This is a genomic window from Flavobacterium flavigenum, from assembly GCF_027111255.2.
In the GTDB taxonomy this organism is placed as follows: Bacteria; Bacteroidota; Bacteroidia; order Flavobacteriales; family Flavobacteriaceae; genus Flavobacterium; species Flavobacterium flavigenum.
Genome location: NZ_CP114285.2, coordinates 3,732,950 through 3,759,672, shown reverse-complemented (window position 1 = coordinate 3,759,672; position 26,723 = coordinate 3,732,950). Strand labels below are relative to the sequence as shown.

At 34.3% G+C, this 26,723-nt stretch carries 32 protein-coding genes and 1 riboswitch; of the genes, 20 read left to right on the top strand and 12 right to left on the bottom strand.

Features of this window, described 5'->3' with window-relative positions:
- The 15 genes from OZP09_RS15600 to OZP09_RS15530 all read left to right on the top strand — a co-directional run bounded on the left by OZP09_RS15600 (nucleotide 1) and on the right by OZP09_RS15530 (nucleotide 12,593).
- On the top strand, nucleotides 1-1,179 hold the full coding sequence (locus OZP09_RS15600; protein WP_281309632.1) for a glycoside hydrolase 100 family protein: 1,179 nt from the start codon (nucleotides 1-3) through the stop codon (nucleotides 1,177-1,179).
- A 1-nt stretch (nucleotide 1,180) separates the two neighbouring features.
- Entirely contained in the window at nucleotides 1,181-2,104 is a 924-nt protein-coding gene (locus tag OZP09_RS15595; protein ID WP_269234653.1) for a carbohydrate kinase family protein, read from the top strand.
- Between the two features lie 161 nt (nucleotides 2,105-2,265).
- Complete coding sequence (locus tag OZP09_RS15590) at nucleotides 2,266-2,928, top strand: queuosine precursor transporter (protein WP_269234652.1); 663 nt, start codon at nucleotides 2,266-2,268, stop codon at nucleotides 2,926-2,928.
- A gap of 15 nt (nucleotides 2,929-2,943) precedes the next feature.
- A complete protein-coding gene (locus tag OZP09_RS15585) occupies nucleotides 2,944-3,621 on the top strand; it encodes a hypothetical protein (RefSeq protein WP_281309631.1) in 678 nt (225 codons plus the stop codon).
- A 127-nt stretch (nucleotides 3,622-3,748) separates the two neighbouring features.
- Nucleotides 3,749-4,189, top strand: coding sequence for a lipocalin-like domain-containing protein (locus tag OZP09_RS15580; protein WP_269234650.1), 441 nt, complete (start codon nucleotides 3,749-3,751; stop codon nucleotides 4,187-4,189).
- Between the two features lie 74 nt (nucleotides 4,190-4,263).
- The gene (locus OZP09_RS15575; protein WP_269234649.1) at nucleotides 4,264-4,824 is read left to right on the top strand and encodes a DNA-3-methyladenine glycosylase I; all 561 of its coding nucleotides are present in this window, start codon (nucleotides 4,264-4,266) and stop codon (nucleotides 4,822-4,824) included.
- Between the two features lie 113 nt (nucleotides 4,825-4,937).
- Nucleotides 4,938-5,034: riboswitch (TPP riboswitch) on the top strand.
- Nucleotides 5,035-5,118: 84 nt separating this feature from the next.
- Entirely contained in the window at nucleotides 5,119-5,325 is a 207-nt protein-coding gene (thiS, locus tag OZP09_RS15570) for a sulfur carrier protein ThiS (protein ID WP_269234648.1), read from the top strand.
- Between the two features lie 208 nt (nucleotides 5,326-5,533).
- A complete protein-coding gene (gene thiC / locus OZP09_RS15565; RefSeq protein ID WP_269234647.1) occupies nucleotides 5,534-7,357 on the top strand; it encodes a phosphomethylpyrimidine synthase ThiC in 1,824 nt (607 codons plus the stop codon).
- A gap of 88 nt (nucleotides 7,358-7,445) precedes the next feature.
- A complete protein-coding gene (locus tag OZP09_RS15560) occupies nucleotides 7,446-8,036 on the top strand; it encodes a thiamine phosphate synthase (RefSeq protein ID WP_281309630.1) in 591 nt (196 codons plus the stop codon).
- Complete coding sequence (locus tag OZP09_RS15555; protein WP_269234644.1) at nucleotides 8,003-8,755, top strand: hydroxymethylpyrimidine/phosphomethylpyrimidine kinase; 753 nt, start codon at nucleotides 8,003-8,005, stop codon at nucleotides 8,753-8,755. Before OZP09_RS15560 ends, OZP09_RS15555 begins: the two co-directional genes overlap by 34 nt.
- Nucleotides 8,748-9,386, top strand: coding sequence for a thiamine phosphate synthase (locus OZP09_RS15550; protein WP_269234643.1), 639 nt, complete (start codon nucleotides 8,748-8,750; stop codon nucleotides 9,384-9,386). Before OZP09_RS15555 ends, OZP09_RS15550 begins: the two co-directional genes overlap by 8 nt.
- Nucleotides 9,367-10,143 carry a thiazole synthase gene (locus OZP09_RS15545; protein WP_269234642.1) on the top strand — a complete coding sequence of 259 codons (777 nt, stop codon included), beginning with the start codon at nucleotides 9,367-9,369 and terminating at the stop codon, nucleotides 10,141-10,143. The genes OZP09_RS15550 and OZP09_RS15545 overlap by 20 nt, the downstream gene beginning before the upstream one ends.
- A 99-nt stretch (nucleotides 10,144-10,242) precedes the next feature.
- Complete coding sequence (locus tag OZP09_RS15540; RefSeq protein ID WP_269234641.1) at nucleotides 10,243-10,620, top strand: GxxExxY protein; 378 nt, start codon at nucleotides 10,243-10,245, stop codon at nucleotides 10,618-10,620.
- Nucleotides 10,621-10,659: 39 nt separating this feature from the next.
- Complete coding sequence (thiH, locus tag OZP09_RS15535) at nucleotides 10,660-11,796, top strand: 2-iminoacetate synthase ThiH (protein WP_269234640.1); 1,137 nt, start codon at nucleotides 10,660-10,662, stop codon at nucleotides 11,794-11,796.
- Nucleotides 11,797-11,882: 86 nt separating this feature from the next.
- Nucleotides 11,883-12,593, top strand: coding sequence for a HesA/MoeB/ThiF family protein (locus OZP09_RS15530; protein ID WP_269234639.1), 711 nt, complete (start codon nucleotides 11,883-11,885; stop codon nucleotides 12,591-12,593).
- Here OZP09_RS15530 and OZP09_RS15525 read toward each other — a convergent pair.
- The 4 genes from OZP09_RS15525 to OZP09_RS15510 all read right to left on the bottom strand — a co-directional run bounded on the left by OZP09_RS15525 (nucleotide 12,590) and on the right by OZP09_RS15510 (nucleotide 15,472).
- Nucleotides 12,590-13,384: an MOSC domain-containing protein gene (locus tag OZP09_RS15525; RefSeq protein ID WP_281309629.1), complete on the bottom strand. Its 795-nt coding sequence runs from the start codon at nucleotides 13,382-13,384 to the stop codon at nucleotides 12,590-12,592. The genes OZP09_RS15530 and OZP09_RS15525 overlap by 4 nt on opposite strands.
- A gap of 1 nt (nucleotide 13,385) precedes the next feature.
- A complete protein-coding gene (gene aat, locus OZP09_RS15520) occupies nucleotides 13,386-14,024 on the bottom strand; it encodes a leucyl/phenylalanyl-tRNA--protein transferase (protein ID WP_269234637.1) in 639 nt (212 codons plus the stop codon).
- 168 nt (nucleotides 14,025-14,192) lie between these two features.
- Nucleotides 14,193-14,564, bottom strand: a complete 372-nt coding sequence (locus tag OZP09_RS15515) for a DUF3127 domain-containing protein (protein ID WP_025572569.1) — start codon at nucleotides 14,562-14,564, stop codon at nucleotides 14,193-14,195.
- Nucleotides 14,565-14,596: 32 nt separating this feature from the next.
- Nucleotides 14,597-15,472, bottom strand: a complete 876-nt coding sequence (locus OZP09_RS15510; RefSeq protein ID WP_269234636.1) for a flavin reductase family protein — start codon at nucleotides 15,470-15,472, stop codon at nucleotides 14,597-14,599.
- A 157-nt stretch (nucleotides 15,473-15,629) separates the two neighbouring features.
- On the opposite strand from OZP09_RS15510, the gene OZP09_RS15505 reads away from it, so the two are divergent.
- Nucleotides 15,630-16,781, top strand: a complete 1,152-nt coding sequence (locus tag OZP09_RS15505; RefSeq protein WP_281309628.1) for a sensor histidine kinase — start codon at nucleotides 15,630-15,632, stop codon at nucleotides 16,779-16,781.
- A 43-nt stretch (nucleotides 16,782-16,824) separates the two neighbouring features.
- Here OZP09_RS15505 and OZP09_RS15500 read toward each other — a convergent pair whose 3' ends face one another.
- Entirely contained in the window at nucleotides 16,825-17,214 is a 390-nt protein-coding gene (locus OZP09_RS15500; RefSeq protein ID WP_269234635.1) for an HIT family protein, read from the bottom strand.
- Nucleotides 17,215-17,262: 48 nt separating this feature from the next.
- On the bottom strand, nucleotides 17,263-17,739 hold the full coding sequence (gene greA / locus OZP09_RS15495) for a transcription elongation factor GreA (RefSeq protein WP_269234634.1): 477 nt from the start codon (nucleotides 17,737-17,739) through the stop codon (nucleotides 17,263-17,265).
- Nucleotides 17,740-17,898: 159 nt separating this feature from the next.
- On the opposite strand from greA, the gene OZP09_RS15490 reads away from it, so the two are divergent.
- The gene (locus OZP09_RS15490; RefSeq protein ID WP_269234633.1) at nucleotides 17,899-18,315 is read left to right on the top strand and encodes a Rieske (2Fe-2S) protein; all 417 of its coding nucleotides are present in this window, start codon (nucleotides 17,899-17,901) and stop codon (nucleotides 18,313-18,315) included.
- A 49-nt stretch (nucleotides 18,316-18,364) separates the two neighbouring features.
- On the opposite strand, the gene OZP09_RS15485 is transcribed toward OZP09_RS15490, so the two are convergent.
- The 6 genes from OZP09_RS15485 to OZP09_RS15460 all read right to left on the bottom strand — a co-directional run bounded on the left by OZP09_RS15485 (nucleotide 18,365) and on the right by OZP09_RS15460 (nucleotide 25,152).
- Nucleotides 18,365-20,518, bottom strand: coding sequence for a TonB-dependent receptor (locus OZP09_RS15485; RefSeq protein ID WP_432419436.1), 2,154 nt, complete (start codon nucleotides 20,516-20,518; stop codon nucleotides 18,365-18,367).
- A 279-nt stretch (nucleotides 20,519-20,797) separates the two neighbouring features.
- Nucleotides 20,798-21,226, bottom strand: a complete 429-nt coding sequence (locus OZP09_RS15480) for a hypothetical protein (protein WP_269234631.1) — start codon at nucleotides 21,224-21,226, stop codon at nucleotides 20,798-20,800.
- A gap of 72 nt (nucleotides 21,227-21,298) precedes the next feature.
- Complete coding sequence (arfB, locus tag OZP09_RS15475) at nucleotides 21,299-21,703, bottom strand: alternative ribosome rescue aminoacyl-tRNA hydrolase ArfB (protein WP_269234630.1); 405 nt, start codon at nucleotides 21,701-21,703, stop codon at nucleotides 21,299-21,301.
- Nucleotides 21,703-23,820 (bottom strand): DUF4301 family protein, encoded by a 2,118-nt coding sequence (locus OZP09_RS15470; RefSeq protein ID WP_281309626.1) that lies wholly within the window; start codon nucleotides 23,818-23,820, stop codon nucleotides 21,703-21,705. Before OZP09_RS15470 ends, arfB begins: the two co-directional genes overlap by 1 nt.
- The gene (pnuC, locus tag OZP09_RS15465; RefSeq protein ID WP_281309625.1) at nucleotides 23,781-24,404 is read right to left on the bottom strand and encodes a nicotinamide riboside transporter PnuC; all 624 of its coding nucleotides are present in this window, start codon (nucleotides 24,402-24,404) and stop codon (nucleotides 23,781-23,783) included. The genes OZP09_RS15470 and pnuC overlap by 40 nt, the downstream gene beginning before the upstream one ends.
- Nucleotides 24,397-25,152 (bottom strand): phosphoglycerol geranylgeranyltransferase, encoded by a 756-nt coding sequence (locus OZP09_RS15460; RefSeq protein ID WP_269237890.1) that lies wholly within the window; start codon nucleotides 25,150-25,152, stop codon nucleotides 24,397-24,399. The genes pnuC and OZP09_RS15460 overlap by 8 nt, the downstream gene beginning before the upstream one ends.
- A gap of 94 nt (nucleotides 25,153-25,246) precedes the next feature.
- Here OZP09_RS15460 and OZP09_RS15455 point away from each other — a divergent pair, with 94 nt between their 5' ends.
- From OZP09_RS15455 to OZP09_RS15445, 3 genes are all read left to right on the top strand, one after another.
- The gene (locus OZP09_RS15455) at nucleotides 25,247-25,843 is read left to right on the top strand and encodes a Crp/Fnr family transcriptional regulator (protein WP_281310766.1); all 597 of its coding nucleotides are present in this window, start codon (nucleotides 25,247-25,249) and stop codon (nucleotides 25,841-25,843) included.
- 81 nt (nucleotides 25,844-25,924) lie between these two features.
- Complete coding sequence (locus OZP09_RS15450) at nucleotides 25,925-26,212, top strand: hypothetical protein (protein ID WP_269234628.1); 288 nt, start codon at nucleotides 25,925-25,927, stop codon at nucleotides 26,210-26,212.
- On the top strand, nucleotides 26,209-26,607 hold the full coding sequence (locus OZP09_RS15445) for a group III truncated hemoglobin (RefSeq protein ID WP_269234627.1): 399 nt from the start codon (nucleotides 26,209-26,211) through the stop codon (nucleotides 26,605-26,607). The genes OZP09_RS15450 and OZP09_RS15445 overlap by 4 nt, the downstream gene beginning before the upstream one ends.
- Nucleotides 26,608-26,723 lie beyond the last annotated feature (116 nt).

Genomic DNA, 26,723 nt, shown 5'->3' with positions numbered 1-26,723 from the left:
ATGGATATTGATATCAATTATATAAAAGCAATTGCATTGCTCCAAAAATCATCCTCTGCCGAAGGTTTTTTAGCAAGTGCGCAAAACATCTCAAACTACAAAAGGGTTTGGGCGCGTGATGGTGTAATATGCGGACTCGCAGCTTTAGCATCAGGACAGGACGATTTGATCGACACTTTTAAAAAAACATTAGAAACTTTAGCTAAAAACCAGCATCCTATTGGTACCATACCTTCTAACGTTATGACAAACGGAACTGAGACCGAAGTGAGTTACGGCGGATTAGCCGGGAGAGTTGATGCTTTAACCTGGTTTATTATTGGAATTTGCCAATATGCTTTTTATAAAAATGACGCTTCATTCGTAGAAAAACACCAATTAAATATTGAAAAATGTCTGACCTTAATGGAAGCTTGGGAATTCAATAACAAACACCTGATGTATGTTCCTTTATCAGGAAACTGGGCCGATGAATACATTACAGACGGTTATGTTTTATACGATCAATTGTTGCGTGTCTGGGCATTAAAAAGCTACCATCATTTTGTAAAAAATGATACTATTGCCTCTAAAATTACAAACATCACTGAGCAAATAGAGATTAATTTTACTCCCAATTCAGATGGTGAAAAATACCATGAAAGAACCTACAACGAGATGCAATTTGACGATTTCATGCCCTGTTCCTTTTCACCTGCCGGGTACAAAACGCAATTTGATGCTTTTGCAAATTCATTAGCGATACTGCTAAATATTGGTTCGAAAGACTTTAGAAAGAAAATAATTGAACACGCAGAAGAAATCAGAAATCAAAAACCACTACAATTAATCCCTGCTTTTTGGCCGCCAATTAAGGAAACGGATACTGACTGGCACTTATTGAAAAACAATTTCAAATACGAATTTAGAAATTATCCAAACGAGTTTCACAATGGCGGAAGCTGGCCAATGGTAAATGGTTTTTATGGATTGGCCTTACTGACTCAAAATCAAAATAAAGAAGCCAAAGCCCTTTTAGAAGCGATAAATAACGCCAATCAAAAAGAGGATTTTAGTTTCTACGAAAACTTTAATACCGAAACAGAAATGCCAAACGGAGTCCCGTTTTGTACCTGGAGTGCAGCAGCAACTATTTTGTTACACCAGGGAATTACTGCCAATTTTAAATTACTGATTTAAAATGAAAAAGACAATCGACATTATATGCATCGGGGAATTACTCATTGACTTTATTGGCAATGAAATCAATATGCCCATTTCTAAAATAGAAAATTACCATCGTTTTTTAGGTGGTTCACCAACAAATGTGGCTATAAACGGAGCAAAAATAGGACTTAAAACAGCTTTAGTGGCAACTTGCGGCAAAGACGGTTTAGGCGACTTCATGATAAAAGAATTAAACAAAAACAAGGTTATTACTTCTTATATTCAACAAACCGAAGACGAGCCTTCATCTGTAATATTTGTATCGAAATCCAGCGAAACACCCGAGTTCATTCCGTACAGAAAAGCCGATTATCACATACAGAACACTCAAATTACAGACGAATTACTTCAGAGCGCTAAAATTTTTCATACAACTTGTTTTGCATTGAGTAAAAACCCGGCACGTAAAACCATCTTAGAAAAAGCTAAAAAAGCACAACAATTGGGTTTACAAACGAGTATTGACCTTAATTTTTCTGAAAAAATATGGCCCGACAGAAAAGAAGCCAAAGCTGTAATTGCAGAATATTTATCTACAAACCCAATAGTTAAGCTGAGTGATGATGATTGTTTCAGATTATTCGATGAAACCAAAAGTGACGACTATATTTTTGATTATTTTCATCAGTTAGGAGCCTCAACGATTTGTTTAACAAAAGGAAAAGACGGAGTAATTTTATTTGATCCAAAACTAGGGGTCATTCAAAAAAAAGCCAATCTAGTGGTCAACGTAAAAGACACTACGGGAGCTGGAGATGCATTTTGGACCGGCTTTTTATACAGTAAACTAAAAGAAAAAGAGCCTATGGAATGCATTGATAATGCCCAAAAACTGGCTAGTATCAAAATACAGCATCTAGGTCAATTGCCAAATAACATACAATTAGAAAGAATTTAGACCTTGCTATCATTATAGCACAATCCCTAAATTGAACATGATTAAGTTCCATTTTTAGTAAATAAAAATGGAACTTTTTCTTTAAATCTATATTACAGCTATCCTAAAAAAGCAGTTTATAAAAATAAAGAAGTAAATTTGGTTGCATCAAAACCTAAAGTATGTTTCAAACTAAAAAAGACCTCGTTTATGTTATTCTGGCGGGAATATTCATTACCAATGCTGTAGTAGCCGAATTGATTGGTGGAAAACTGATTCAGGTTGGCCCATTTGTGATGAGTATCGGGATTTTACCCTGGCCAATTGTATTTCTTACTACAGATTTAATCAATGAATATTTTGGAGAAAAAGGTGTAAAAAAATTATCATTTATTACAGCTTGTTTAATAGCGTATGCATTTTTGATATTGTTTATGGCAATAGCAATTCCGGCAGCAAAAGGAATTAGTCCGGTTAATGATGAACAGTTTCAGGCAGTTTTTGGACAAAGTATGTGGATTATCGTTGGAAGTATTATCGCTTTTATGGTATCTCAGCTTATTGATGTTAGTGTCTTTTGGTTCTTTAAAAATCGTACCGGCGACAAAAAAATATGGCTCAGAACAACAGGCTCAACCATAATTTCACAATTATTTGATTCTTTTATTGTACTCGGAATCGCTTTTTGGCTGCCCGGAAAAATAGATTTTGATACTTTCCTTTCATCTGCGTTAATAGGCTATACCTTTAAACTTTCTATTGCAATTATTTTAACACCTTTAATTTATTTGGGTCATTATTTGATCAAAAAATATTTAAATGAGCACACATCTTTAGTCGATTAGGATTATCTTCACCGTATGAAAAATACAGGGATAATCATACTAATCTCACTATCTTATTTTTTTTTAAGCTGTGGCAATGACGCAAATAAACAGCCTAAAAAAGAAGTGATTGTTTCTGTAAATAAATTAAATCCTGCTCCTGAAAAAAAGACCAAAACAAGTTCTTTAGAAAAGCCGGATATAAACTATTTCATTAAAAATTACAATTCCCATAAAAAAAATATTCTTTCACAAGGCAAAGATTCCGAAGACAAATCCGTAATACCAAACTTATACACTGATACAGAGAACATCGAAGTCAACAGAAAGGAACCAAACAAGAGTTTAATGACATTTGATAATTTAAAAAAAATATTGTCGAATAGCGAAATCGGAGAAACTTTTACCCAAAAAGAACTAATTGATAATTTCGAGATTCCAAAAGAAGCTGTCAAAATAGTTAAAAGCATTACAAAAACCGCTGATGACGAAATAGCTGTGAAATGGAAATCGACATGGCTTCTGGAAAAAGTTTCCGATGCAAAATTCGAAGACGGCATTATGAAAATTATTTTCAAAGCCAATAAGTTATATACTTCCGGAACTGCAATCGGAATAAAATACGAAAAAAGAATCTACAATAATCTGGTGATAGTGGGCAGTTCAGCTTATATTCCGGGTGTAAAAGGATACAGCTGGCAAATTGGCAAATAAAGAACCTAACAATCAGTGTTTTATGAAATTTAACAAAATAAAACACAATAAAAACTTGTTAAGACTTGCTTTTCTTTTAAAAACATCTAATTTTGCCATCTTAATTTAACAAATAAAATCAAACAAAATGAAAAAAATTACAATTCTTTTTTTGTCAGTATTGACATTAGGCTTATCAGTAGCATCTTGTAGTAGTGATGACGACAATGACGGTGCTTCAGCTTCTGTTGAAGGAAAGTGGGAACTTAGTCAAGAAGGAGCAATTGTCGGTGGTAAGGAGATATTAGTAGACGCTGAGAATGGATCTTGTGGTAAAGATACATATGAATTCACAAACGATGGTAAGGTAAAAGAAACAACTTATTATTCTAACGATGGAAAGTGTGAAGCTGAAACTGACAATGGGACATGGACAAAAAACGGAAATACATTAACAGTTAAATTTACTGGAGATACTCAAGGAGACTCTTATGAAATTGAAGTATCAAGTAATAAAATTAAATTGAAAGAAACTTACACAGAAGGTGGTCAATCTTATACTTATGTGTATGTATATGTAAAAAAATAATTTTCAAAAAAATAATTTTTAAAAACCTCAAACTAATAAGTTTGAGGTTTTTTTATACCTTTAAAATAAAAATTTTGGAACTAATTCGCTGCAGCTGGTGTACTTCCAGCGATTTATATAAAAAATACCATGACGAAGAATGGGGTGTTCCGGTTTATGATGACCCTACACTATTCGAATTTTTAATTCTTGAAACTTTTCAGGCCGGATTAAGCTGGATTACGATATTAAACAAAAGAGAGAATTTCAGAAATGCTTTTGATCATTTTGATTATAAAAAAGTAGCCCGTTATTCTGAAGATAAAATCGAAGAATTGATGCAAAATACCGGAATCATCCGCAACAAGCTCAAGATCAAAGCAGCCGTTTCAAATGCAAAGGCCTTCATTAAAATCCAGGAAGAATTTGGAAGTTTTTCAGATTATATCTGGAAATTCACCAATGGAAAACCAATTATAAACCATCCAAAAACTTCAAAAGACGTTCCCGCCACGACTCCGCTTTCAGACGAAATTAGTAAAGATTTAAAAAAAAGAGGATTTAAATTTGTAGGCTCAACCGTAGTTTACGCACACATGCAGGCCACCGGAATGGTCAATGATCACGCCGAAGATTGCTGGACGAGAACTAAATAAAAAGTTCTTTTGTTTCAGGTTTCAGGTTTCAAGTTGCTATGCTGATCGTATAAAAACTGCAAAAAACTTAACTTGAAATCTAAAACTTTAAACAAAAAATTATCTATATTTGCTTCACACTTTAGGGGTGTCTGCATCGCGCAGGCTGAGATTTTACCCTCTGAACCTGATCTAGTTCATACTAGCGTAGGGAAAAGTAAGATGACTTCTTCCGCATTTTTGTGCGTAAGTGTAGCCATTCCTAAGGTTTAGACGCACTACTGTGCATCTCTACAGTAACTAAATCAAAAAGGAATGGAACTAAAAATCAACCAACAAATCAAACAATTCAATGCCGATTCGCTTAGCGTTCAGTCATTGCTCGATCTCGAAATTCCAAACAAACAAAACGGAATCGCTGTTGCCATCAACAATACCGTTGTTCCAAAAATAAACTGGAGCCAGCATTTAGTATCCGAAACAGACGAAATTTTAATTATTTCTGCCACACAAGGAGGATAATCTGGCTGCACAAACGGGCTATCCGTTTCAAGTCCGCAGTCGCCAACCACAAAAACATAGTCATAACAAAGCTTCCGCTGGTCGCTTTTTTATTCCTTGTTTCCTACGGTTTTCTCCTTTACGGGCTTTCCACTGCTATCCCTGGCAGGAACTGGGTTACAAGAAATTTAATTTTTATAACAACAATACAACTTAATCTCAATCAGCAATGACAAACGAAGAACAAATATCAAGAACCCCGTTTCCAAATTCCAAAAAAGTATATATAGAGGGTGAAATCCATCCCATTAAAGTGGCCATGCGCGAAATTCAGTTAAGCGACACCAAACTTTCAAATGGCGGAATCGAAAAAAATCCACCCGTAACTGTTTATGACACCTCAGGAGCTTACACTGATCCAAATATCGAAATCAACATTAGAAAAGGTTTGCCACGTTTAAGAGAACAATGGATTTTAGACCGAAATGATGTTGAAATCCTCAGCGAAATCACCTCAAATTACGGACAAACAAGATTGAAAGACGAAAGTTTAAACCACCTTCGTTTTGAATATTTACATCAGCCAAAACGAGCGAAAAAAGGCGCAAACGTAACGCAATTGTATTATGCCAAACAAGGAATCATCACGCCTGAAATGGAATATATTGCCATTCGTGAAAACCAACGCATCGAACTTTTAAACGAACAAACTAAAGCGATGCAGTGTCAGCACAGCGGGCATAGTTTTGGCGCAAACACTCCAAAAAGCAAAATAACGCCAGAATTTGTCCGCTCTGAAGTCGCCTGCGGAAGAGCTATTATTCCAAATAACATCAATCACCCGGAAAGTGAACCGATGATCGTTGGTCGTAACTTTTTGGTAAAAATCAATGCCAATATCGGAAACAGTGCCGTGACTTCAAGCATCGAAGAAGAAGTTGAAAAAGCAGTCTGGGCTTGCCGCTGGGGAGCTGATACCATTATGGATTTGTCTACCGGAAAAAATATTCACGAAACAAGGGAATGGATTATCCGTAATTCCCCCGTACCAATTGGTACAGTTCCGATTTATCAGGCATTAGAAAAAGTAAAAGGAATTGCCGAAGATTTAACTTGGGAAATTTTCCGTGATACTTTAATTGAACAGGCAGAACAAGGGGTTTCATACTTTACGATTCACGCCGGAGTTTTACTTCGTTACATTCATTTAACAGCCAATCGTGTTACCGGAATTGTTTCCCGTGGCGGTTCTATTATGGCAAAATGGTGTTTATTTCATCATAAAGAAAACTTCTTGTACACCCATTTTGAAGAAATCTGCGAAATCATGAAACAATACGATGTCGCTTTTTCTCTTGGTGACGGATTGCGTCCGGGTTCCATTGCAGACGCGAACGACGCTGCACAGTTTGCCGAACTGGAAACATTAGGAGAACTGACCAAAATTGCCTGGAAACATGATGTTCAGGTATTTATTGAAGGTCCGGGACACGTTCCGATGCACATGATCAAAGAAAACATGGATAAACAATTGGAACATTGCCATGAAGCTCCATTTTATACTTTAGGGCCATTAACTACTGATATTGCGCCAGGTTATGACCATATTACCTCAGCAATTGGTGCTGCCATGATTGGCTGGTACGGCTGTGCGATGTTGTGTTATGTAACACCGAAAGAACATCTTGGTTTACCCAATAAAAAAGATGTAAAAGACGGAGTGATCACTTATAAAATTTCTGCACACGCAGCCGATTTGGCAAAAGGGCATCCCGGAGCGCAATATCGTGACAATGCTTTGAGTAAAGCCCGTTTCGAATTCCGTTGGGAAGACCAGTTCAATCTGGCTTTGGATCCAGATACAGCAAGAGAATTTCATGATGAAACCCTTCCGGCTGATGGTGCAAAAGTGGCTCATTTCTGCTCGATGTGCGGACCAAAATTCTGCTCCATGAAAATATCTCAGGAAATTCGGGATGTGGCTGCTGCTGAAAAGGGAATGCAGGAGAAATCAGAAGAGTTTATTGAACAGGGAAAAGAGATTTATGTTTAATGAAGTATTAAGATGAGAGTATTGAGTATTAAGATTTTTTACAGTCTATATCTTAATACTTCCATCTTAATACTTAATATTTTCTATTATGATCGTAATTACAAATCCTTCTGCAATTGCTAATGAAATCAGTATTATTGATTCCTTATTTGAAGAAGGATTGTCCTTACTTCATATTCGGAAACTGGGTTTTTCAGAAGTAGAAACAGCAAAATTTATCCATCAGATAAATCATAAACATCGAAAAAATCTGGTTTTGCATAACCATCATGAAATAGCAGCTGACTTTGGAATCAACAGAATTCATTTTTCAGAAACAGAAAGAAAAAAAATGAATTTTACTGGGTTATCTGATTTTGCTTTATCAACATCAACACATTCGATTCAGGATTTCAATGCTTTGGAAAACATTTTTGAATATGCTTTTTTGAGTCCGGTATTTCCCAGCATTTCGAAAGAAAATTACAATCCAAAAACCAATCTTTTTGAAGATATAAAACAAAGAAAAAATTTCAATACAAAAATGGTCGCTTTAGGTGGAATTTATTCAGACAATATTGAAAAAATACTTCAAAACGGCTTTGATGATGTTGCTCTTTTAGGTACCATCTGGAATAGTCAAGATGCAATTAAAAATTTTAAATTATGTCAAAAAATCGTCCTTTCGCTCTCAGCATAGCGGGTTTAGACCCTTCAGGAGGTGCCGGAATTTTAGCCGATACTAAAACTTTTGAGCAGCATCAGGTGCAGGGATTGGCTATCAGCACTGCAAATACAATTCAAACCGATTGTAAATTCTACGAAATAGAATGGACATCACTTGATTTTGTATTGCGTTCCATAAAAAAACTATTCAAAAATTATCCAGTAAAATCGGTTAAAATTGGTATTGTTCCTTCATTTTTTTATCTGAATGAAGTGGTTTCGTTAATTAAGAAATTAAGCCCAAATACTCTTATTGTTTGGGATACAGTATTGAAATCCTCTACAGGATTTGAGTTTTTAGCCATCGAAAACCAATCAGATTTACAACAAACATTATCAAAAATTGATTTGATAACACCTAACTATGAAGAAATAATGCAGCTTTACCCCAATTTTATTGCTGAAAAACTTTGGGTCAAAAATGAACTTCCAACTGCTATTTTATTGAAAGGCGGTCATAATCATACTGCTTTAGGCACTGATTATTTATTTCTAAAAAGTAATATTATAGAACTCTTGCCTACAAAAATTAATTTTCGTCCAAAACATGGATCAGGCTGTGTGTTATCCTCTGCAATTACTGCAAATTTAGCTTTGGGTTATGACTTAAAAACCGCTTGCTTAGAAGCTAAAATATATATCGAAAAGTATTTAAACTCTACATCAACATTAATTGGACATCATTATGTTTAACAAATTACAATATATCTCACAAGGTGAAACTGCAGAAAAGCAATTGCACAATATTCATCAGGCTCTTGATGCCGGATGTAATTGGATACAAATGCGGTTTAAAAATCAAACTTTTGAAAACAGAATAATTCTTGCCGAAGCTGTAAAAAAATTATGCGAAGAATATCAGGCAACTTTCATCGTAAATGATGATGTTTTACTCGCTCAGAAAATTGCTGCAGATGGTGTTCATTTAGGCTTAACCGATATGAGCATTCCGGGAGCAAGAGCTATTTTGGGAGAGAAAAAAATTATTGGTGCAACCGCAAATACTTTTGAAGACATTCTTCTACAGACGAAAAATAGCTGTGATTATATTGGATTAGGCCCTTTTCAATTTACTGAAACAAAAGAAAAACTAAGTCCAATTTTAGGAACTGAAGGTTATGCTTCAATTCTTAGTAAAATGAAAATAGAAAACATTTCAATTCCAGTTTACGCTATAGGTGGAATCACTTTAGAAAATATAGAAAGCCTGATAAAAACAGGCGTTCATGGCATTGCGGTTTCCGGAATGATTACAAAAAGCCTTCAAAAAGAAAAACTGGTTCAACAACTTAACGACAAATTATATGCAGAAGTCATTATTTAATATTGGAAATAAAACTTTCAACTCCCGCTTATTTCTGGGAACAGGAAAATTTGGTTCTAACCTGCAAATGGAAGAAGCTATTTTAGCCTCAGAAAGTGAATTGGTTACTGTTGCATTAAAACGAATAGACCTCGAAACAGATACGGATGCGATTTTATCACATCTAAATCATCCTAACATCAATTTATTGCCTAATACATCAGGTGCCAGAAATGCTAAAGAAGCTGTTTTTGCATCTCAATTAGCCCGTGAAGCTTTAGAGACGAACTGGATTAAACTTGAGATTCATCCGGACCCAAAATATCTTATGCCGGATCCAATTGAAACTTTAAAAGCTACCGAAGAACTTTCGAAACTTGGTTTTATTGTACTTCCATACATTCACGCTGATCCTGTTTTATGCAAACATCTGGAAAATGCCGGAACTGCTGCTGTAATGCCTTTAGGGTCTCCAATTGGAAGTAACAAGGGTTTAAAAACAATTGATTTTTTAGAAATTATCATCGAACAAAGCAATGTTCCTGTAATTGTCGATGCCGGAATAGGAGCTCCCTCTGATGCAGCAAAAGCAATGGAAATAGGTGCTGATGCGGTTTTAGTCAATACGGCAATTGCTGTTGCCGGAAATCCAAAATTAATGGCTGAAGCTTTTAAAGAAGCCGTAATCGCAGGAAGAAAAGCGTTTGAGGCCAAGGTTGGAACTCAACAGAATTATGCTAGCGCTTCTAGTCCTTTGACTTCTTTCTTATACGAATAGTTTTTTCTCCCGCAGATTTTGCAGATTAAGGGGATTAATTCTATGAACACATTTAAAAGTAAGAAATTTCATTATTTTTACTTTTAAAATATATAGACAATGTTAGAAAATGAAATTTCGTATAAAATAAGAGGCGCAATTTTCAATGTTTACAATACTATGGGACCTGGCTTATTAGAATCAGTTTATGAGAGTGCTCTTCATTATCAATTAAAAAAAGATGGCTTGAATGTAATGAAACAAATTGAGATTCCTGTTCATTATGATGATACATATTTAGACATCACTTTTCGATTGGACTTAGTTGTTGAAGATAAAGTAATAATAGAATTAAAATCTGTAGAAGAAATAAAACCTATTCACTTTAAACAAGTAAATACATATTTAAAATTAACAAACAAGAAATTGGGCATATTGGTTAATTTTAATTGTAACAATATCTTAGAAAATATTCACCGTGTAGTGAATAAAATATAATCTGCAAGATCTGCAAAATCTGCGGGAAACAAAAAACAAATGAAAACATTCAAATCCATTTTTGAGCAATACGACTGGGATTCCATTCAAACCAAAATATATCAGACCACATCAAAAGATGTTGAGTATTCTTTGTCCAAAACTAAACGAAGCCTCGATGATTTTTTGGCTTTGATTTCCCCAGCAGCTCAAAATTATCTGGAAGAAATGGCACAAAAATGCCATGAAATCACCAAAAAACGTTTCGGTAAAACTATTCAAATGTATGCTCCACTTTACCTGAGCAATGAATGCCAAAACATCTGTACGTATTGTGGATTCAGTCTGGATAATAAAATCAAACGAAAAACACTTTCTGATTCAGAAATAAAATTGGAAGCTGAAGCACTAAAAAAAACTGGTTTCGATCACGTTTTATTGGTTACCGGCGAGGCTAATTACACCGTAAATATTAATTATTTTCTGAATGCAATTGATTTGATTCGAGAACAATTTTCGATTATTTCTATTGAAGTTCAGCCACTTTCAACTGAAGAATATCAACGTTTGCACGAAGCAGGTGTATATTCAGTTTTGGTTTATCAGGAAACGTACCATCAGGAAGTATATAAAAAATACCATACTAAAGGCAAAAAATCAAACTTTGATTTTAGGCTGGAAACTCCGGACCGAATTGGAACTGCCGGAATTCATAAAATAGGTTTGGGCGTTTTATTAGGTTTGGAAGACTGGCGAACAGACAGCTTCTTTAATGCCCTGCATTTGGATTATCTACAGAAGAAATACTGGCAAACGAAATACTCCGTTTCTTTTCCGAGATTACGTCCGGCTGAAGGCATTATCGAGCCCAATTTTATTATGGACGATAAAGATCTGACTCAGTTAATCTGTGCTTACCGTTTGTGGAATGAAGATCTGGAAATCTCCATTTCAACACGTGAAAACGAAAAATTCAGAAACAATATTATTCCGATTGGCGTTACAAGTATGAGTGCGGGTTCTAAAACTAATCCGGGTGGTTATATCGTTGATCCGCAATCGTTGGAACAATTTGAAATCAGTGATGAAAGATCTGCAGAAGAAATTAAACAAGTTATAAAAAAAGCTGGCTATGAACCCGTTTTGAAAGACTGGGATAAAGCATATAGCCGAAAGCCTGAAAGCCTAAAGTCATAAAGTTCAAAACTTTATCTTAAAATCTAACTTTTACCATATTCAAAGACTTTATACCTTTTACTTTTCAACTCTAAGACTAAAATAAGATGAGCATTATAAAAGAATTTTTACGTTACAGCAGACAAACCATCTTACCTGAAATTGGTGACGATGGCCAGGAAAAACTTAAAAAGGCAAGGGTTCTGGTTATTGGAGCCGGAGGTTTAGGCTGTCCTGTTTTACAATATATTGCCACCGCTGGCGTAGGTTTTATTGGAATAATTGATTTTGATACTATCGAAATTCATAATCTTCACCGGCAGATTTTATATACTGAAAACGAAATTGGTCAGCAGAAAGCTATTGTAGCTCAAAATATGGTTTCGAAACTAAACCCTTTAATTCAGGCTGAAGCCATTTCTGAAAAATTAACAATTGAAAATGCATCAAAAATAATCCAGCAATATGATATTGTTGTGGATGGTTCGGATAATTTTACAACCCGCTATCTGGTAAACGATACCTGTGTTTATTTAAACAAACCTCTGGTATATGGCAGTATTTTAAAATTCGAAGGACAAGTAGCTGTTTTTAATCATAAAGGAAGTAAAAACCTGCGTGATTTATTTCCTGAAATGCCTGACCCAAAGTATGTCCCGAATTGTAGTGTAAATGGAGTCCTGGGAAGTTTACCAGGAATTATCGGTACAATGATGGCGCACGAAACACTAAAATTAATTCTGGAATTACCAACATTAAAAAATGAATTAGTGCTTTTTAATACTTTGAATTATAATTTTACGAAATTGAATTTCTAAAAAACAACTTCATCACCAACCTGAATTATTCCCGGATTCAAACCCACAATATTGGTTCCGAATAAAACAGAATTGTTGAAATTCCTGTACTTACTCAATGTTTTTAGAGGTTCTTTTTTCACAATCCCATTTTGCGGATCATTGTTAACCATAATACATCTTCCACAGGGTTTTACATTTTTAAAATGAACTTCACCAATCTTAAAATGCTCAAAATCATCTTCCTCATGAGCGTTCTGAGTGCTTACAACAATATTGGGACGAAATCTTTTTACAGTAATTTTTTCCTTTAGCTTTTCATTCAAAGAATCAAGACTTTTTGTTCCAATTAGTAAGTATGGGTATCCATCTGCGAGACTGACATTATACGTTTCCTTAGATTTTGAACTTTCGTGCTTGCGATCTCCGGTCTTAATGATTTTTACCAATCTGCATTCAAACCCTAAATGATCGCTAAACCATTTTGAAGTCGCTTTATTTACTTCGAAAACAAAACTTTTATCATCCCATACTTTGGTATAAATCGGATCATTTAAGTGCTCACTGATTAAAAATTCATGTTTTTGATCCTGAAAAGTAACCGAAATTTTGCCTTCTGAAATCTTAGGATAAAACTGGCTCATTTCTGGATATTCCCGCTGTGTGATGTGTTGGTTATCTGAATCGAGCAACATCCATCTGCGGTCGTTTTCAAAACCCATTTCTTCAGCAAAAGCCTGTTGGCAGCTAATTCCAGCCAGGCTTTTTATCGGATAAATATAAATTTCTTTTACAATGTAAACAGCACTCATTTTATTCACTTTTTAAAATAGACATAAAGTCATCACGGTCAATTTCTCGGCAGCCTAAACTCTCCAAATGCGGATTATAAACCTGACAATCTAATAGTTTATAATTTTCTTCTTTTAAATAATTTACCAAAGCTATAAAAGCAACTTTGGAAGCATTTGAAACTTTAGAAAACATACTTTCACCACAAAAAACATGTCCTAAATCAATTCCGTATAAGCCACCAACTAAAATATCATCCTGCCATACCTCAACCGACTTTGCAAATCCTTCCTCGTTTAATTTGCAATAGGCATCAATCATTTCGTTTGAAATCCACGTGCCGTTTTGACCATCACGTTTTATCTTTTGGCAATTGGAAATTACGGCTGCAAAGTTCTGATTAAAAGTTATTCTAAATTGATTTCGGTTCAAAATATTCCGCATACTTTTGGTAACAATCAATTCATTTAAAAACAAAACCATTCTTGGATCAGGAGACCACCACAGAATTGGTTCACCTTCATTAAACCATGGGAAAATTCCGCTTTTGTAAGCCAATTGCAAACGTTCTGAACTCAAATCTCCTCCTATTGCCAAAACGCCTTCTTCATCAGCTTCTGTGACCGGCGGAAAAAATAAATCTTTGAATAAATAATACATCTATAAAAATTCCAAAAATTAAACTCCAAATTCCAACTAAACACAATCTTCCCGTTTGTATCTTTTGGAATTCTCCGTTGTAAAATTACTTTCAAAAAACAAAATTCCAAATCCCAATACGTTATGAATTTTGGAATTTGGAATTTTAAAATTTTGGATTTTAAACTTTTAGAATGGCAAATCGTCCGGTTCGTCTTCGTTTAAATTTGTTGCCGGAGCAAAAGTTTCTGCAGTCGGCATAGCTGGCGTTTGCACCGGCCCTTCAGGAGCTAATCTTTCGATTCTCCATCCCTGAATACTATTGAAATATCTGGTTTCTCCCTGTGGATTAACCCATTCTCTTCCTCTTAAATTGATAGAAACTTTTACAGCCTCACCTTGTTTGTAGCTGCTTAATAAATCACATTTATCTTGTGTAAATTCGATTAAAATATGCTGTGGGTACTGCTCATCAGTAGTAACAACTAATTCTCTTTTTTTGAATGAGGCACTAACTTGCTGCTCTGGGTTAACCACTTTTACTTTTCCTGTAACTTCCATCTTCTGTCTATATTAATTATTGTATCTTTTCTTTATTTCTTTGCCAAAAGTACTTTCCATGCTGATAAAACATCACCCTTATCGAGGTATTTTTTGGCCTCTAAATGAATTTTTTCCTGGTCATCAGAGCTCAAAACCCCTTTTACCGAAAAATTTTCTTTCACAAATATACTAACTTCTTCTGTTGTGGGCAAGGCTTCTATGTTGCCTAATTTTCCAAAATCATTCCCGTTAAAAACAGGGCTTTCTTTAATAAAATTTGGAATTGCATCTACTCCAACCCCTAATGTTGTCAATGGTTTTTCTACTTCAAAAAGTCCCTGATTCGACCTTGAATACCAGTTATTTCCTAATCTTGAAACCAAGTCAATTTTATGCTGATCAATTGCCCCGTTTTCATCTAAAACAGATTCGTGGATATGAATTTTTAGCACTTCACAAAGAATCAGGTTTCCCGCTCCGCCTTCTGTTCCTAAAGGAATAATCTGAGTAACTTTACATTCAAATTGTACGGGAGATTCTTTAACACGATAAGGTTTTACTATATCCGAAGGAATCTGTGTCAAACCGGCTTTTATAAATTCGTTCACACCGTCGGCATATTCAGTACTTGCCAAAGAAGTCTGCTGAACCAAATCATAATTGACCACATTAATCACAACTTCACGTGTTGCTTCAGCATTTATCAAAGTGTGCTTAATAGTATTGTCCCGCACGCGTCTTGAAGGTGAAAAAACTAAAATTGGAGGATTCGCACTAAACACATTAAAGAAACTAAAAGGTGACAAATTGGGAATACCTTTTGCACTAATTGTACTCGCCAAAGCAATTGGTCTTGGTCCTACAGCGCTTTGAAGATAGCCTTGTAACTTTGCTGTCGGTATCTCTTTTGGGTTAATGGTCATCATATTTTCTTTTTAGCCGATCTGTTTTCAGTATATACAAAAGTATAGAAATGGTTTAAGTCAAGGAAATAGTTTCCTGCTTAAAAACAAAAATCTTTAAAGACTCACAAAATATAAAATGTGTTTATTTCGTTATATTTATACTCAAAAAAATCACTCTATGCATTTTTCTGAAAGCAGAAATACAACCCGTTGGACCATCATTTTTATTTCCTTTTCAATCATTTCACTGATACTCTGGAATACTTATACTTTTTTTCAAATATTCAAAAATGAAGAACGGTTAAAAATGAATATTCTTGCGAATGCACAAAAAACAATCATCAATGCTGACGAATATACCGATCTTGATTTACCTCTGGAAATAACAAATAGTAATTCTTCTGTTCCGGTAATTTTAGTGATGTACGATAAAGTAATTAATTCTAAAAATGTCCCTGAGGAAATTCTTAACGACAAAACGAAATTTAAAGAACTTTTGAAAAAATTAAAAAATGAAAATGAACCTATTGTTTTTGAATATGCGCCCGGGAAACACCAACAGCTGTATTACGGAAATTCGGCATTACTAAACAAACTTAAATATTACCCCATTGCTCTGTTACTGATTATTTTTCTATTTGCAGCCTTAATTTACAATTTCTACAAAAGCACTAAAATAGCTACACAAAATAAACTTTGGGCTGGTATGGCTAAGGAAACGGCCCATCAAATTGGAACCCCTCTTTCTTCTTTAATAGGCTGGGTCGAAATATTAAAAACGGAAGAAATCGATCAGACCATTACATCTGAAATTGAAAAAGATGTAGAACGTCTGCAGACAATCACCGACCGATTCTCTAAAATTGGTTCAGTTCCCGTTCTGGAAAATCATGATGTGGTTGCAGAAACCTTAAGTACTTTTGAGTATTTACAATTGCGTTTTTCGAAACAGGTAACCTTTTCTTATCAAATTCCGGACAAACCTATTTTTGCACTGATCAATCCAACGCTTCATAGCTGGACTATTGAAAACCTGGTTAAAAATGCTATCGACGCCATGAAAGGAAAAGGCACTTTAGACCTCCAAATTGAACAGGACAATCATCATGTAAAAATAAACATAAAAGATTCCGGGACCGGAATTTCGAAAAACCAATTTAAAACTATTTTTGAACCTGGTTTTACGACTAAAAAACGCGGCTGGGGGCTTGGCCTTTCTTTAACCAAAAGAATTGTTGAAGAGTATCACAGCGGAAAAATCAAGGTTTTGCACTCTGAAATTGGTAAAGGAACTACATTTCAAATTTCACTAAATAAAAAAGTGCAGTAAAACTAATTTACTGCACTTCTCTAATTTTTTATTACCTGCTGTATTAGAGATTCGCCTGGATACTTTTCGCTAAAGCCTCAAACTCATCTTTAGTAAGCGATACTTTGTTGATAAAGCGCATTTCATCCATTTCGTTTAACGGGATCAGATGTACGTGAGCGTGAGGAACTTCTAATCCAACAACTGCCATACCGACTCTTTTGCAGGGAACGGTTTTTTCTAAAGCAATTGCAATCTTTTTAGAAAATTTCATCAGACCTAAATACATCTCATCTTCAATATCAAAAATTTTATCTATTTCCTGCTTCGGAATACAAAGTGTGTGTCCTTTAGCATTTGGATTTACATCTAAAAAGGCTAAAAAATTATCGTCTTCTGCAATTTTGTATGCCGGAATTTCTCCGTTTACTATTTTGGTAAATATTGATGCCATTGTTTATTTTTTTCTTGATAGTGAAATTACTTCGTTTATCACAATGATTTAGTCTCTTGAAATTTCAAGGATTTCAAATTTCAAAACACCGTTTGGCACTGTTATTTCTGCTACTTCGCCAACTGATTTTCCTAACAATCCTTTTCCAATAGGAGAAGTTACCGAAATTTTTCCGGTTTTTAAATCTGCTTCACTTTCAGCAACAAGTGTATATTTCATTTCCATTCCGTTGCTTTGGTTTTTGATTTTCACGTTCGAAAGAACCAAAACTTTAGAAACATCCAATTGAGATTCATCAATTAATCTTGCATTTGCGTAAACTTCTTCAAGTTTGGCAATTCTCATTTCTAATAAACCCTGCGCTTCTTTTGCAGCATCATATTCGGCGTTTTCAGACAAATCACCTTTATCTCTTGCTTCTGCTATATCCTGAGATGCCTTTGGACGCATTACACTTTTTAAATGCTCCAGTTCATCTTTTAATTTTTTTAACCCGTCTGCGGTATAATAAGATACTTTACTCATAACTTCATCGTTTATATAAATACAAAAAATCCCATCGCGACGGGATTTTTCTTATTACAAATATAGTATTATTTTTTATAGTACATAATTATATGTTAATCATATAGAATTCAAAAGCAAATAAATTATTTTTGTTTCAATAAATCCCCTTTTAAAACAATGAAAAAGATCTTGTTTATAGCCGTCTTTATTTCTGTTCTTTTTTCATGCAGTGATAGTAGCAACAGTAATAAAAATCCAAATATCGCAAATTACCGCGTTAGTTTATCGCTTAATACGAGTTTACCGTTATACAATAAACTACTTTACATAAGCAATCCGATATTAATTCCCAATGAAGGGGCACAGGGAGTTATTGTTATGAAAGTTGGTGAAGGAATGTACACTGCTTTTGATGCTGCCTGCCCAAATCAGCCTGCAAACTCCTGTGCAGCTATGAGCCTTGACGGAATAAATGCTGTATGTTCCTGTGATAAAAGCACCTACAGCCTTTTTACTGGACTAGGAGATAAGGAATATCCTATGAAGCAATATCGTACCGAAGTAAATGGGTCAACAATTCGAGTATATAATTAAAACAAAAGCCTGAAAGTTATTAATTCAGGCTTTTGTTTTTGATTTCGTTTTAGAATTTCAATGTCAGTCCGATTAAGAAATTAGTTCCTGCCTGAGGATAATAGCCCACACCTTCAATAGTCTTAACAGCTGGTGGGTTAGAATAATCATCGTCAAAAGTGTAGAAAAATCCATTGCTTTCGTACTTTAAATTAAAAATATTATTGACTAAAGCCGAGATCATTATCGATTTGAAAACTTTATTGGTTTTGAATTCAAACGATGCATTAAAATCATTTACAAAATAGCTGTCCAGTTTCGAAAGATCTGAATCAATATTTCCCATATATTGTTCGCCTACATATTTTGAAAGTAAAGACAGCTGCAAATTTTTAACCGGCATAAATGTCAAACGATTCGATGCTATAATGTCAGGAGAAAAGGCAATATTGGTTTCACCCAGATTTTCTAAAACACCATCCCTTTTAAAATAAAAATCTTTGTTTTTGTTTTGGCTCAAAGTAATATTAGGCTGTAAAAACCATTTATCTGAAAGTTTAACCGTTGCATCTATCTCAATACCTGCCCTATAACTATCTCCGCTGTTAGTACGGATTGGCGAACCAACATCATTCAATTCGCCCGTCAAGACCAACTGGTCCTTGTAACCCATAAAATATAAATTGGTATTCAACTGAAAGTTCTCTGAATTAAATCTCCAGCCTAACTCATAATCATTTAATTTTTCAGGTTTTACATTTCCCCCTTCATAATCGGTTCTGTTGGGCTCACGATTGGCTCTGGCATAGGAGAAATACAGCGTATTTTTTTGATTGATTTCAAAATTTAAACCCGCTTTTGGGTTAAGGAAACTAAAATTATCATCTACCAGGCCTGTTTCCCAGCTATTGGCTTTATATTGAACTGTTCTGTATTGAAAGTCACCGTATAAACTCAACTTTTCAAATAATTGATAATTGGCTTTTAAAAAAATATTTCCGTCAACTTTTGTCGAAAAATCATCGTAATAGTGATCTCCCAACTCTGATTGTGATGCATATCTTGCCCAGATTACTTTTCCGAAGTGGCTCCCTTCATATTTATTCCAGCCTTCTCCTAAAATAACATCCAGTTTTTCATCTTTATATTTTAATGAAAATGTTGCCCCATAGAAATCATTATCAAGCCATTTTTGACGTACTAAATCTGTAGTTGTTACGGTTCCGACTGGTATTAAACCATAATCGCCCATAGTGGCATCTTCCTTATAATTTTCGTAGTAGCCTTTTCCTTTCGTGTAATGAAACGCTAAATTAGTACTCCACTTATCTGTAAACGATTCGCTCCAATGCAGTTGATAATGATCCTGATTGTAATTATCTGTTTCATTATCATAAAAACGATCATTACCGGCCTCATCTTTGTATGCTCCTGCAGAATTATATCTTCGGTTCTTATGTAAAGTCTCAGCATCAATTCCGTTCCAGGACTGATATGTTTTTTCTGTTCCTCCAAAGACCAATGCTTTAATCAAAGTTGTTTTCCCCACATACGTTCCCTGTAAAAAATAGGATTTCAAATCAGAACTGGCCCTATCAACATACCCATCAGATTTAATTGTAGATAGACGTCCTGCCAATTCAAAATGATCATTTAACAAACCTGTACTGAATTTCACGGTATGTTTATGCGAATTGAAACTACCAAAGGAATTTGAGATTTCTCCATTTGCTTTTGTTGCATAATTATCAGTCAGCATATTTAAACTCGCGCCGAAAGCTCCTGAACCATTGGTTGATGTTCCAACACCACGCTGCAATTGCAGACTTTCTACTGAAGAAGCAAAATCGGGCATATTTACCCAGAATGTTCCCTGACTTTCAGCATCATTATACGGAATTCCGTTTATGGTGATGTTTACCCTTGTCGCATCACTTCCACGCACACGGATTCCAGTGTACCCCATTCCGTTTCCGGCATCAGAAGTAGTTACGACTGATGGCAGATAATTCATTAGTATTGGAATATCCTGACCTAAATTTCTGGTCTTAATGTCTTTTTTGTCCAGATTACTAAAACTTACGGGTGTTTTTGTTGTAACACGTACAGCAGAAACCAATACATTATCTAACTGATTTACTTTGGTTGAATCCTGTTGCTGTGAAAAAGAGAATAGCGTAAAAAAAATAAAAGAAAGAGTAAAAAAAACAGACTTTTGGCTCATTTCAGAACCTTTGTAACCTAGCACCTCCGTGCATGAAAAAAGAGTTTTCATCCGTAAAGAATTACGAATAAAAGGGGGAATTATTCTTTTGTTAAATTAATAAATGTGTTTCCCAACAAAATATAGCTTTACTAAATAATTGTCGTTTTTCCCTTAGCAACATTACTCGCTCAGGTTCTTTGGGTATGATCTCAGCTCGTTATTTAGAGCACCCCTTTGAGACAGTGCAAAGGTAATGTTAAAAAGTCAAAAATCAAATGACAAGAGAAAAATCAATATTTATTCTGGTTTGAAATTAATTCCGTTTAAATTTAAACCATTCTTAGTGACAAAACCTTTATAAACTTTTTTGTCCAAAAACTTTTTCCTATTTCCTTTTTTATCTACTGCGTAGATAACCTCACAACCTTTACAATTATATGCATATGCAACAAATTCCAGATTGGATTTTTCTTTTTTAACAACTCCTTTATATTGATAACTAGATACTTCTTTTTTAAAATTCAAAGTATCTTTGTTAATTATGGAAATTAAATTTTTTACGACTAATACACTATCATCTTCAAAAGTTAATATTGTCTGAAATGTTCGCGTTGGGGAATCAAAATATATATCTTCTTCAAATCCAATAAAACTTTTTCCGTCATATCCATTTTTATTTTGGCAAGATGTAAATACTAAAATAAATAACATTATTATTTTTCTCATATCGAATCTTTTTTTTGCTTTTAGATTTTTCTAAGCTAACACTTTTTTTGCTAAAAAATATACCTAAAAACTCTAATCCAAATTAGGTTTCCTCCTCGATTGCTTTATTTCAGAAATACTCTTTTTATCCTTAATTCTTTTCTTTATTACCGATTTCGGAACTTTTGTAGCTTTTCTAATTTTCGGAACATATAATCCCTTTTTAATAAGTTCCAAAAACCGCTTTATAACAATATCTTTATTTTTAAGCTGGCTTCTGTCTTCATCACAATTTAAAATCAGAATATTTTCAGAAGTTAATCTCGTCGGTATATTTTCTCTTAAGAGTGTTTTTTCTTCATCGGATAAAGCCTGAGAAGCATTTAAATCGAAAGCCAGCACCACTTTTGAGGACACTTTATTTACGTTTTGCCCTCCTGCACCACTGCTTCTTACTGCTTTAAAACTTAATTCTGATATAATTTTTTCAATATCCATTATTTGTGAGGCTGATGTGCCGGTTTTAATAAATCATTTACGGTTTTTACCGGATTAAATGTTATTAATGGCACTGCGACAAAAACGGTTAGCCAGTTTGACATTCCACCATTCCATAATCCCGGTAATTCATAATTTTTAACAATTTTACCTTCAGCGCTTTTCTCAACAATAAATCCAGTATTATGATCTACAAATTCTTCCAGATTAAAGGATTCTCCCTTATAGTTTTTGGTTCCACAAACCAAATCAACCGGATTAAAATGTGTCGAACTTTCTAAAATTGACTTTTGTTTTTTACTGGTTAAATCGACCTGCGAGCTTTCTACAATCTGCAGTGAAATTTCCCCTTTTTCGTTTCGAATCCAGAAAGGCCCACCTCCTGCTTCGCCTTCATTTTTAACCATTCCACAAACGCGGATTGGTCTGTCGAGCAATTCTTTTATTTTATTGATTTTGTTTTCAAAAGTAAATTTATTGAAATCGCGCGCCATTTCTATATTAAGCTTTTGCATTAAAAACTTTACTATTTCCTCGACATCCTCTTCTTTAATTTCACCCTTTTCTATGGCATTCAAATAACCGAAAACTTTTCGCTGTGCTTCTATTAAAATTCCCGCCAATCCTTTTTTGTATAAAGTAGTTTTCTTAATATTATTTTGAATTACATTATCAATATTCTTTATAAAAATAATGTCGGCATCAATATCATTCAAATTTTGAATCAATGCTCCGTGTCCTCCGGGCCTGAAAATAAAAGATCCTTTCTGGCTCCTGAAAACATTATCTTTAATATCGACTGCGATAGAATCTGTTTGCTTATTTTGATAGGAGAAACTAATATTGATTTGTGTCCCCGTTTCTGATTCGACTTTTTCTTTGACTTCTTCAATTGCTTTTTCAAACAATTGCTGATGTACTTCTGAAACTGTGAAATGCAAATTCGAAGTTTTATTTGTCTCAGCATAGTGTACACATTCGTTCAGATGTTCTTCTATTGGAGTTGCAATATGAGTTTTATATTTATGAAAAGGCAAAACTGCTTTTGGTTTATTAGCAAAATCAAAGTATTCCGGAGATAGCAATACTTTTATAAAGTAATAATTTTTATAATCCCTTTCTAAACTATCAAAGTCAGGATATATTTCTTTCAGTTTTTCATATACCGCTTTAAAAAAAGGAAATTGATCCATCCCTACAATAAAAATCGACAAATCATTGTCTTTATTCCTATTAATATAAGAATTGATTGTCTCTTTTTCAATATCATAATTATTTAAAAAAGCAATTAAAAATTTAAACATTCTTGTGGCTGCACCAGACGCCGGAATAAATTTACATATTTTAAAACATCCTTTGTTCGCATCAAAAAAGGCAGCTTTTTCTTCGAAATCATGAGTTGTTAAACTTAAAATTCCGTTATTAACAGTTGCCGGACTTATTAAGTTACATTTAGAAATTCCTTTTTTAAAGATTTTAAGCTGTTCCAGTATATTCTCGAAAGGAATTCCGTGATTATAGATTTCTACAAAATCTGCTGACGTAAAACCTTTTCTTTTAGCAATAGTGAGGTTATCAACAATAGCAGTAGCTTTTTCCAAACGGCTTTCCTTATCGCCTGAAATTGTAATAAATGGTTTATTGCTATCTATTAAAGCTTGTTTAAAAACAGAGAAAACAGTTTCCCTTTTATTTGGATTATCACGGATATCATCTTTTTCCCATGGGACATCAATATCAGTCAGGAAAAACAAATCATATTCATGGGCTAAAGCTGCTTCATTTAAATTTGGGTTACAAAAACCATAATATACTTCAGAAAAAACTTTGGTCACCATTAAATTAGTATCACAAAACAAATATTCTTTTGCGTTGTCCAGTTTTTCATTTTCTAATGCAACTTGCCCATAAGCAATCGGCATCATGTCTGCCTCAGTACATACCTGTTTCTCTTCTTCCCATTTTTGCTGCAGATAATCGCGTGCAAACTCCTGAACCCACTCGGTTTCGTAGTATTCTGCAAGCTGTTTTGCCAATGTTGTCTTACCTGTACTTTCAGGTCCGAATAAGGCAATTTTTATAATGTTTGTTTTTTGCTGTCTAAGATTTTTCTCCATTCTATATAAGCTGAAATTGCCAAAATTGTAAAAATTAAATACTGAAGTGACAACATTCCTAAACCGCGATACGCATAAAGCGGTACAACAATAATATCACCTATGATCCAGAGTGTCCAGTTTTCTATTTTTTTCCTTGCCATATACCACATTCCCGCAAAAAATATCCCTGATGAAATCATATCAACATAATTATCCGGATTGATCGTATAATCGAAATATTTATAAATACCGAAAACTACAAAAAAGGTAACAATAAACAATAAAATTCCTGTTATTTTTTCATTTAAATTTGTCCTTGTAATAGGTAAATTATCTTCAGTTGTCCCTCCTTTTGCCCAAATATACCAGCCGTAAATACTCATGACCGAAAAATAACCATTGATAATCATATCTCCTATATAACCTGCCACGTATAAAAGATATACTGAAATTACAGTTGCCACTAAACCTGTTGGATAGACCCAGATATTTTCTTTTTTTGCAAACCAGACGCTTAGTATCCCACACACAAATACTAAAAACTCTAAAGCGATGTGCCAAAGAGGAGTATTTTTATAGCTATCTAAAAAAAAATCAATCATTGTGTTGTTCTTTGATTTGTTTTGGCTCAAAAAAATGACTGTCATTCTCAAAAGCAGTCCCAATTACTACTAAATCGGCCCCGGCTTCATAGGCTTTTTTAATTCCCTGCAAATCTGTAATTCCTCCTCCAACAATTATTGGGATTTGAATATTCTGCGCAATCAGCTCAATCATTTTTAGAGGTACTGGATTTTTAGCACCACTTCCGGCTTCTAAATACATTAATTTATTTCCCAGCATTTCTCCTGCCTGTGCAGTTGCTAAAACCAAATCAAAATCCTGACGGCTGAGCGGCTGTGTTTTACTGACACGTGCAACAGCAGTTTCATTACCGCTTTCGATTAAAATATAACCTGTCGAAATCACTTCCAGATTTGTTTTTTTAAGAATTGGCGCTGCCTGAACCTGATATTCGATCAAATAATCCGGATTTCGTCCAGATAATAATGAAAGAAACAAAATAGCATCTGCCTGAGGTGAAATCTGCGAAGGATCACCCGGAAATATAACAACGGGTAAGTTTGTTTTTTGTTTTAACTGCGTAATTAATTCTTCTAAAATAATTGCCCGAACAATACTTCCTCCTACAAAAATATGGGTTGCAGGAGACTGATTCATTTTTTGGATTAAGCTGTCCAGATTTTCCAACGCAATTTTATCCGGGTCCAAAAGTATAGCAAGCAGTTTCTGACCTTTACTTTTAGCGTCTAAAATTTCCTGGTGTATATTTAATGTTTTTTGCTGCATAACGGCTGTAAAAGTAAAAGTTTTCATGTATAAGAACTACTTTGAATGCATTATATTTGTACAACTGATCTCAACAACCAAAGAAACAAACACTATGATTGCCCTTGAATTATTAGAAAAATATGGTGCTGTAAAGAAATCTTTCAATAAAAATGAGATTATTTTTGAAGAAGGGATTTTTCCTTCAAACTACTTCCAGATTATTTCAGGAGAAGTAAAAATGAGCAATTATAATGACGACGGACGAGAGTTTATTCAGGGAATATTTTATAAGGGACAATCTTTTGGCGAACCGCCGCTATTTCTGAATCAAAAATATCCTGCTAATGCTATTGCAGTTGAAAACAGTGAAATTATTCTTCTTCTAAAAGCAAACTTCATGAAACTGCTGGAAGAAAACCCAAAAATCAGCATTCAAATAATTCAAAACCTGGCACAGCGTCTTTATTACAAATCTGTTATGGCTGCTGAAATCTCGACTCAGGAGCCTGAACATCGGGTTTTGAAATTAATCGATCACGGAATTGCCTATTTTAATTTTAAAAAAGACAACAATGGTTATCTTATTAATTTTACCAGACAACAAATTGGAGATTTGACCGGTCTGCGTGTAGAAACTGTAATCAGAGCCATAAAAACGCTGGAAAAAAAACGCGAACTGAAGATTATAAACCGAAAAGTATACAGATAAAATAGTTCCTGTTTTATGATTTAAATCATAAAACGCAGTGGTATAGTGGATGTATCTTTGTCCTATAAAAATCTGAATATCATGACACTATATCAAACAACATTCGACATTTTCAATAAAAATTACATGGGATCAGCTGCAATGGCTGTAATTGGTCAAAGCTGTTTAGGAGGCGCTGCCGCAATGTATGTTTTGGCTAACGGAACATCAATTGGTCAAATGATACAGTTGGCAATAATTGTATTAGCCTGTATCTTTGTAAATACTTCAATTTTGGCACAGATGAAACACAAGGTGGTTTTTAATCTTTTAATTCTGAGTTCAATTTTAAGTATAGTATTTATTCTTTTAAACACTATTTTTCTGTGAGAAAACAAATAGAGAACAGAGCTGATATATCATTTTTAGTCCATCAGTTTTACGATAAAATAAGAGCCGATCAGGAAATCGGCTTTTATTTTAATGCTATTATAAAAGACTGGGATGCGCATCTGGAAAAACTGACTGATTTTTGGGAGATGAATTTATTTGGCGTAAAAAAATACAACGGGAATCCGCTGACGGTCCACAATGAAGTTGATGCACATTTTGATGGTAAAATTACTTCAAATGAATTCGGAATCTGGCTGAATCATTGGTTTCAGACCATTGATGAGCACTTTGAAGGCGAAAATGCCGACACTTTAAAAAGACGTGCCAGAAAAATGAGTACTTTTCTATACATGAGCATGTTTCAACATCGCCAAAAAGAAAGTGAAGTTTAAATAATATATATTAGTTTGTCATTTCGACCGAAGGGAGAAATGGCAAGTTGACCGACACAAATTAGCTGATTTCTTTGCGGAGTTTCTTGTGTGATTTCTCCTCCGTCGAAATGACA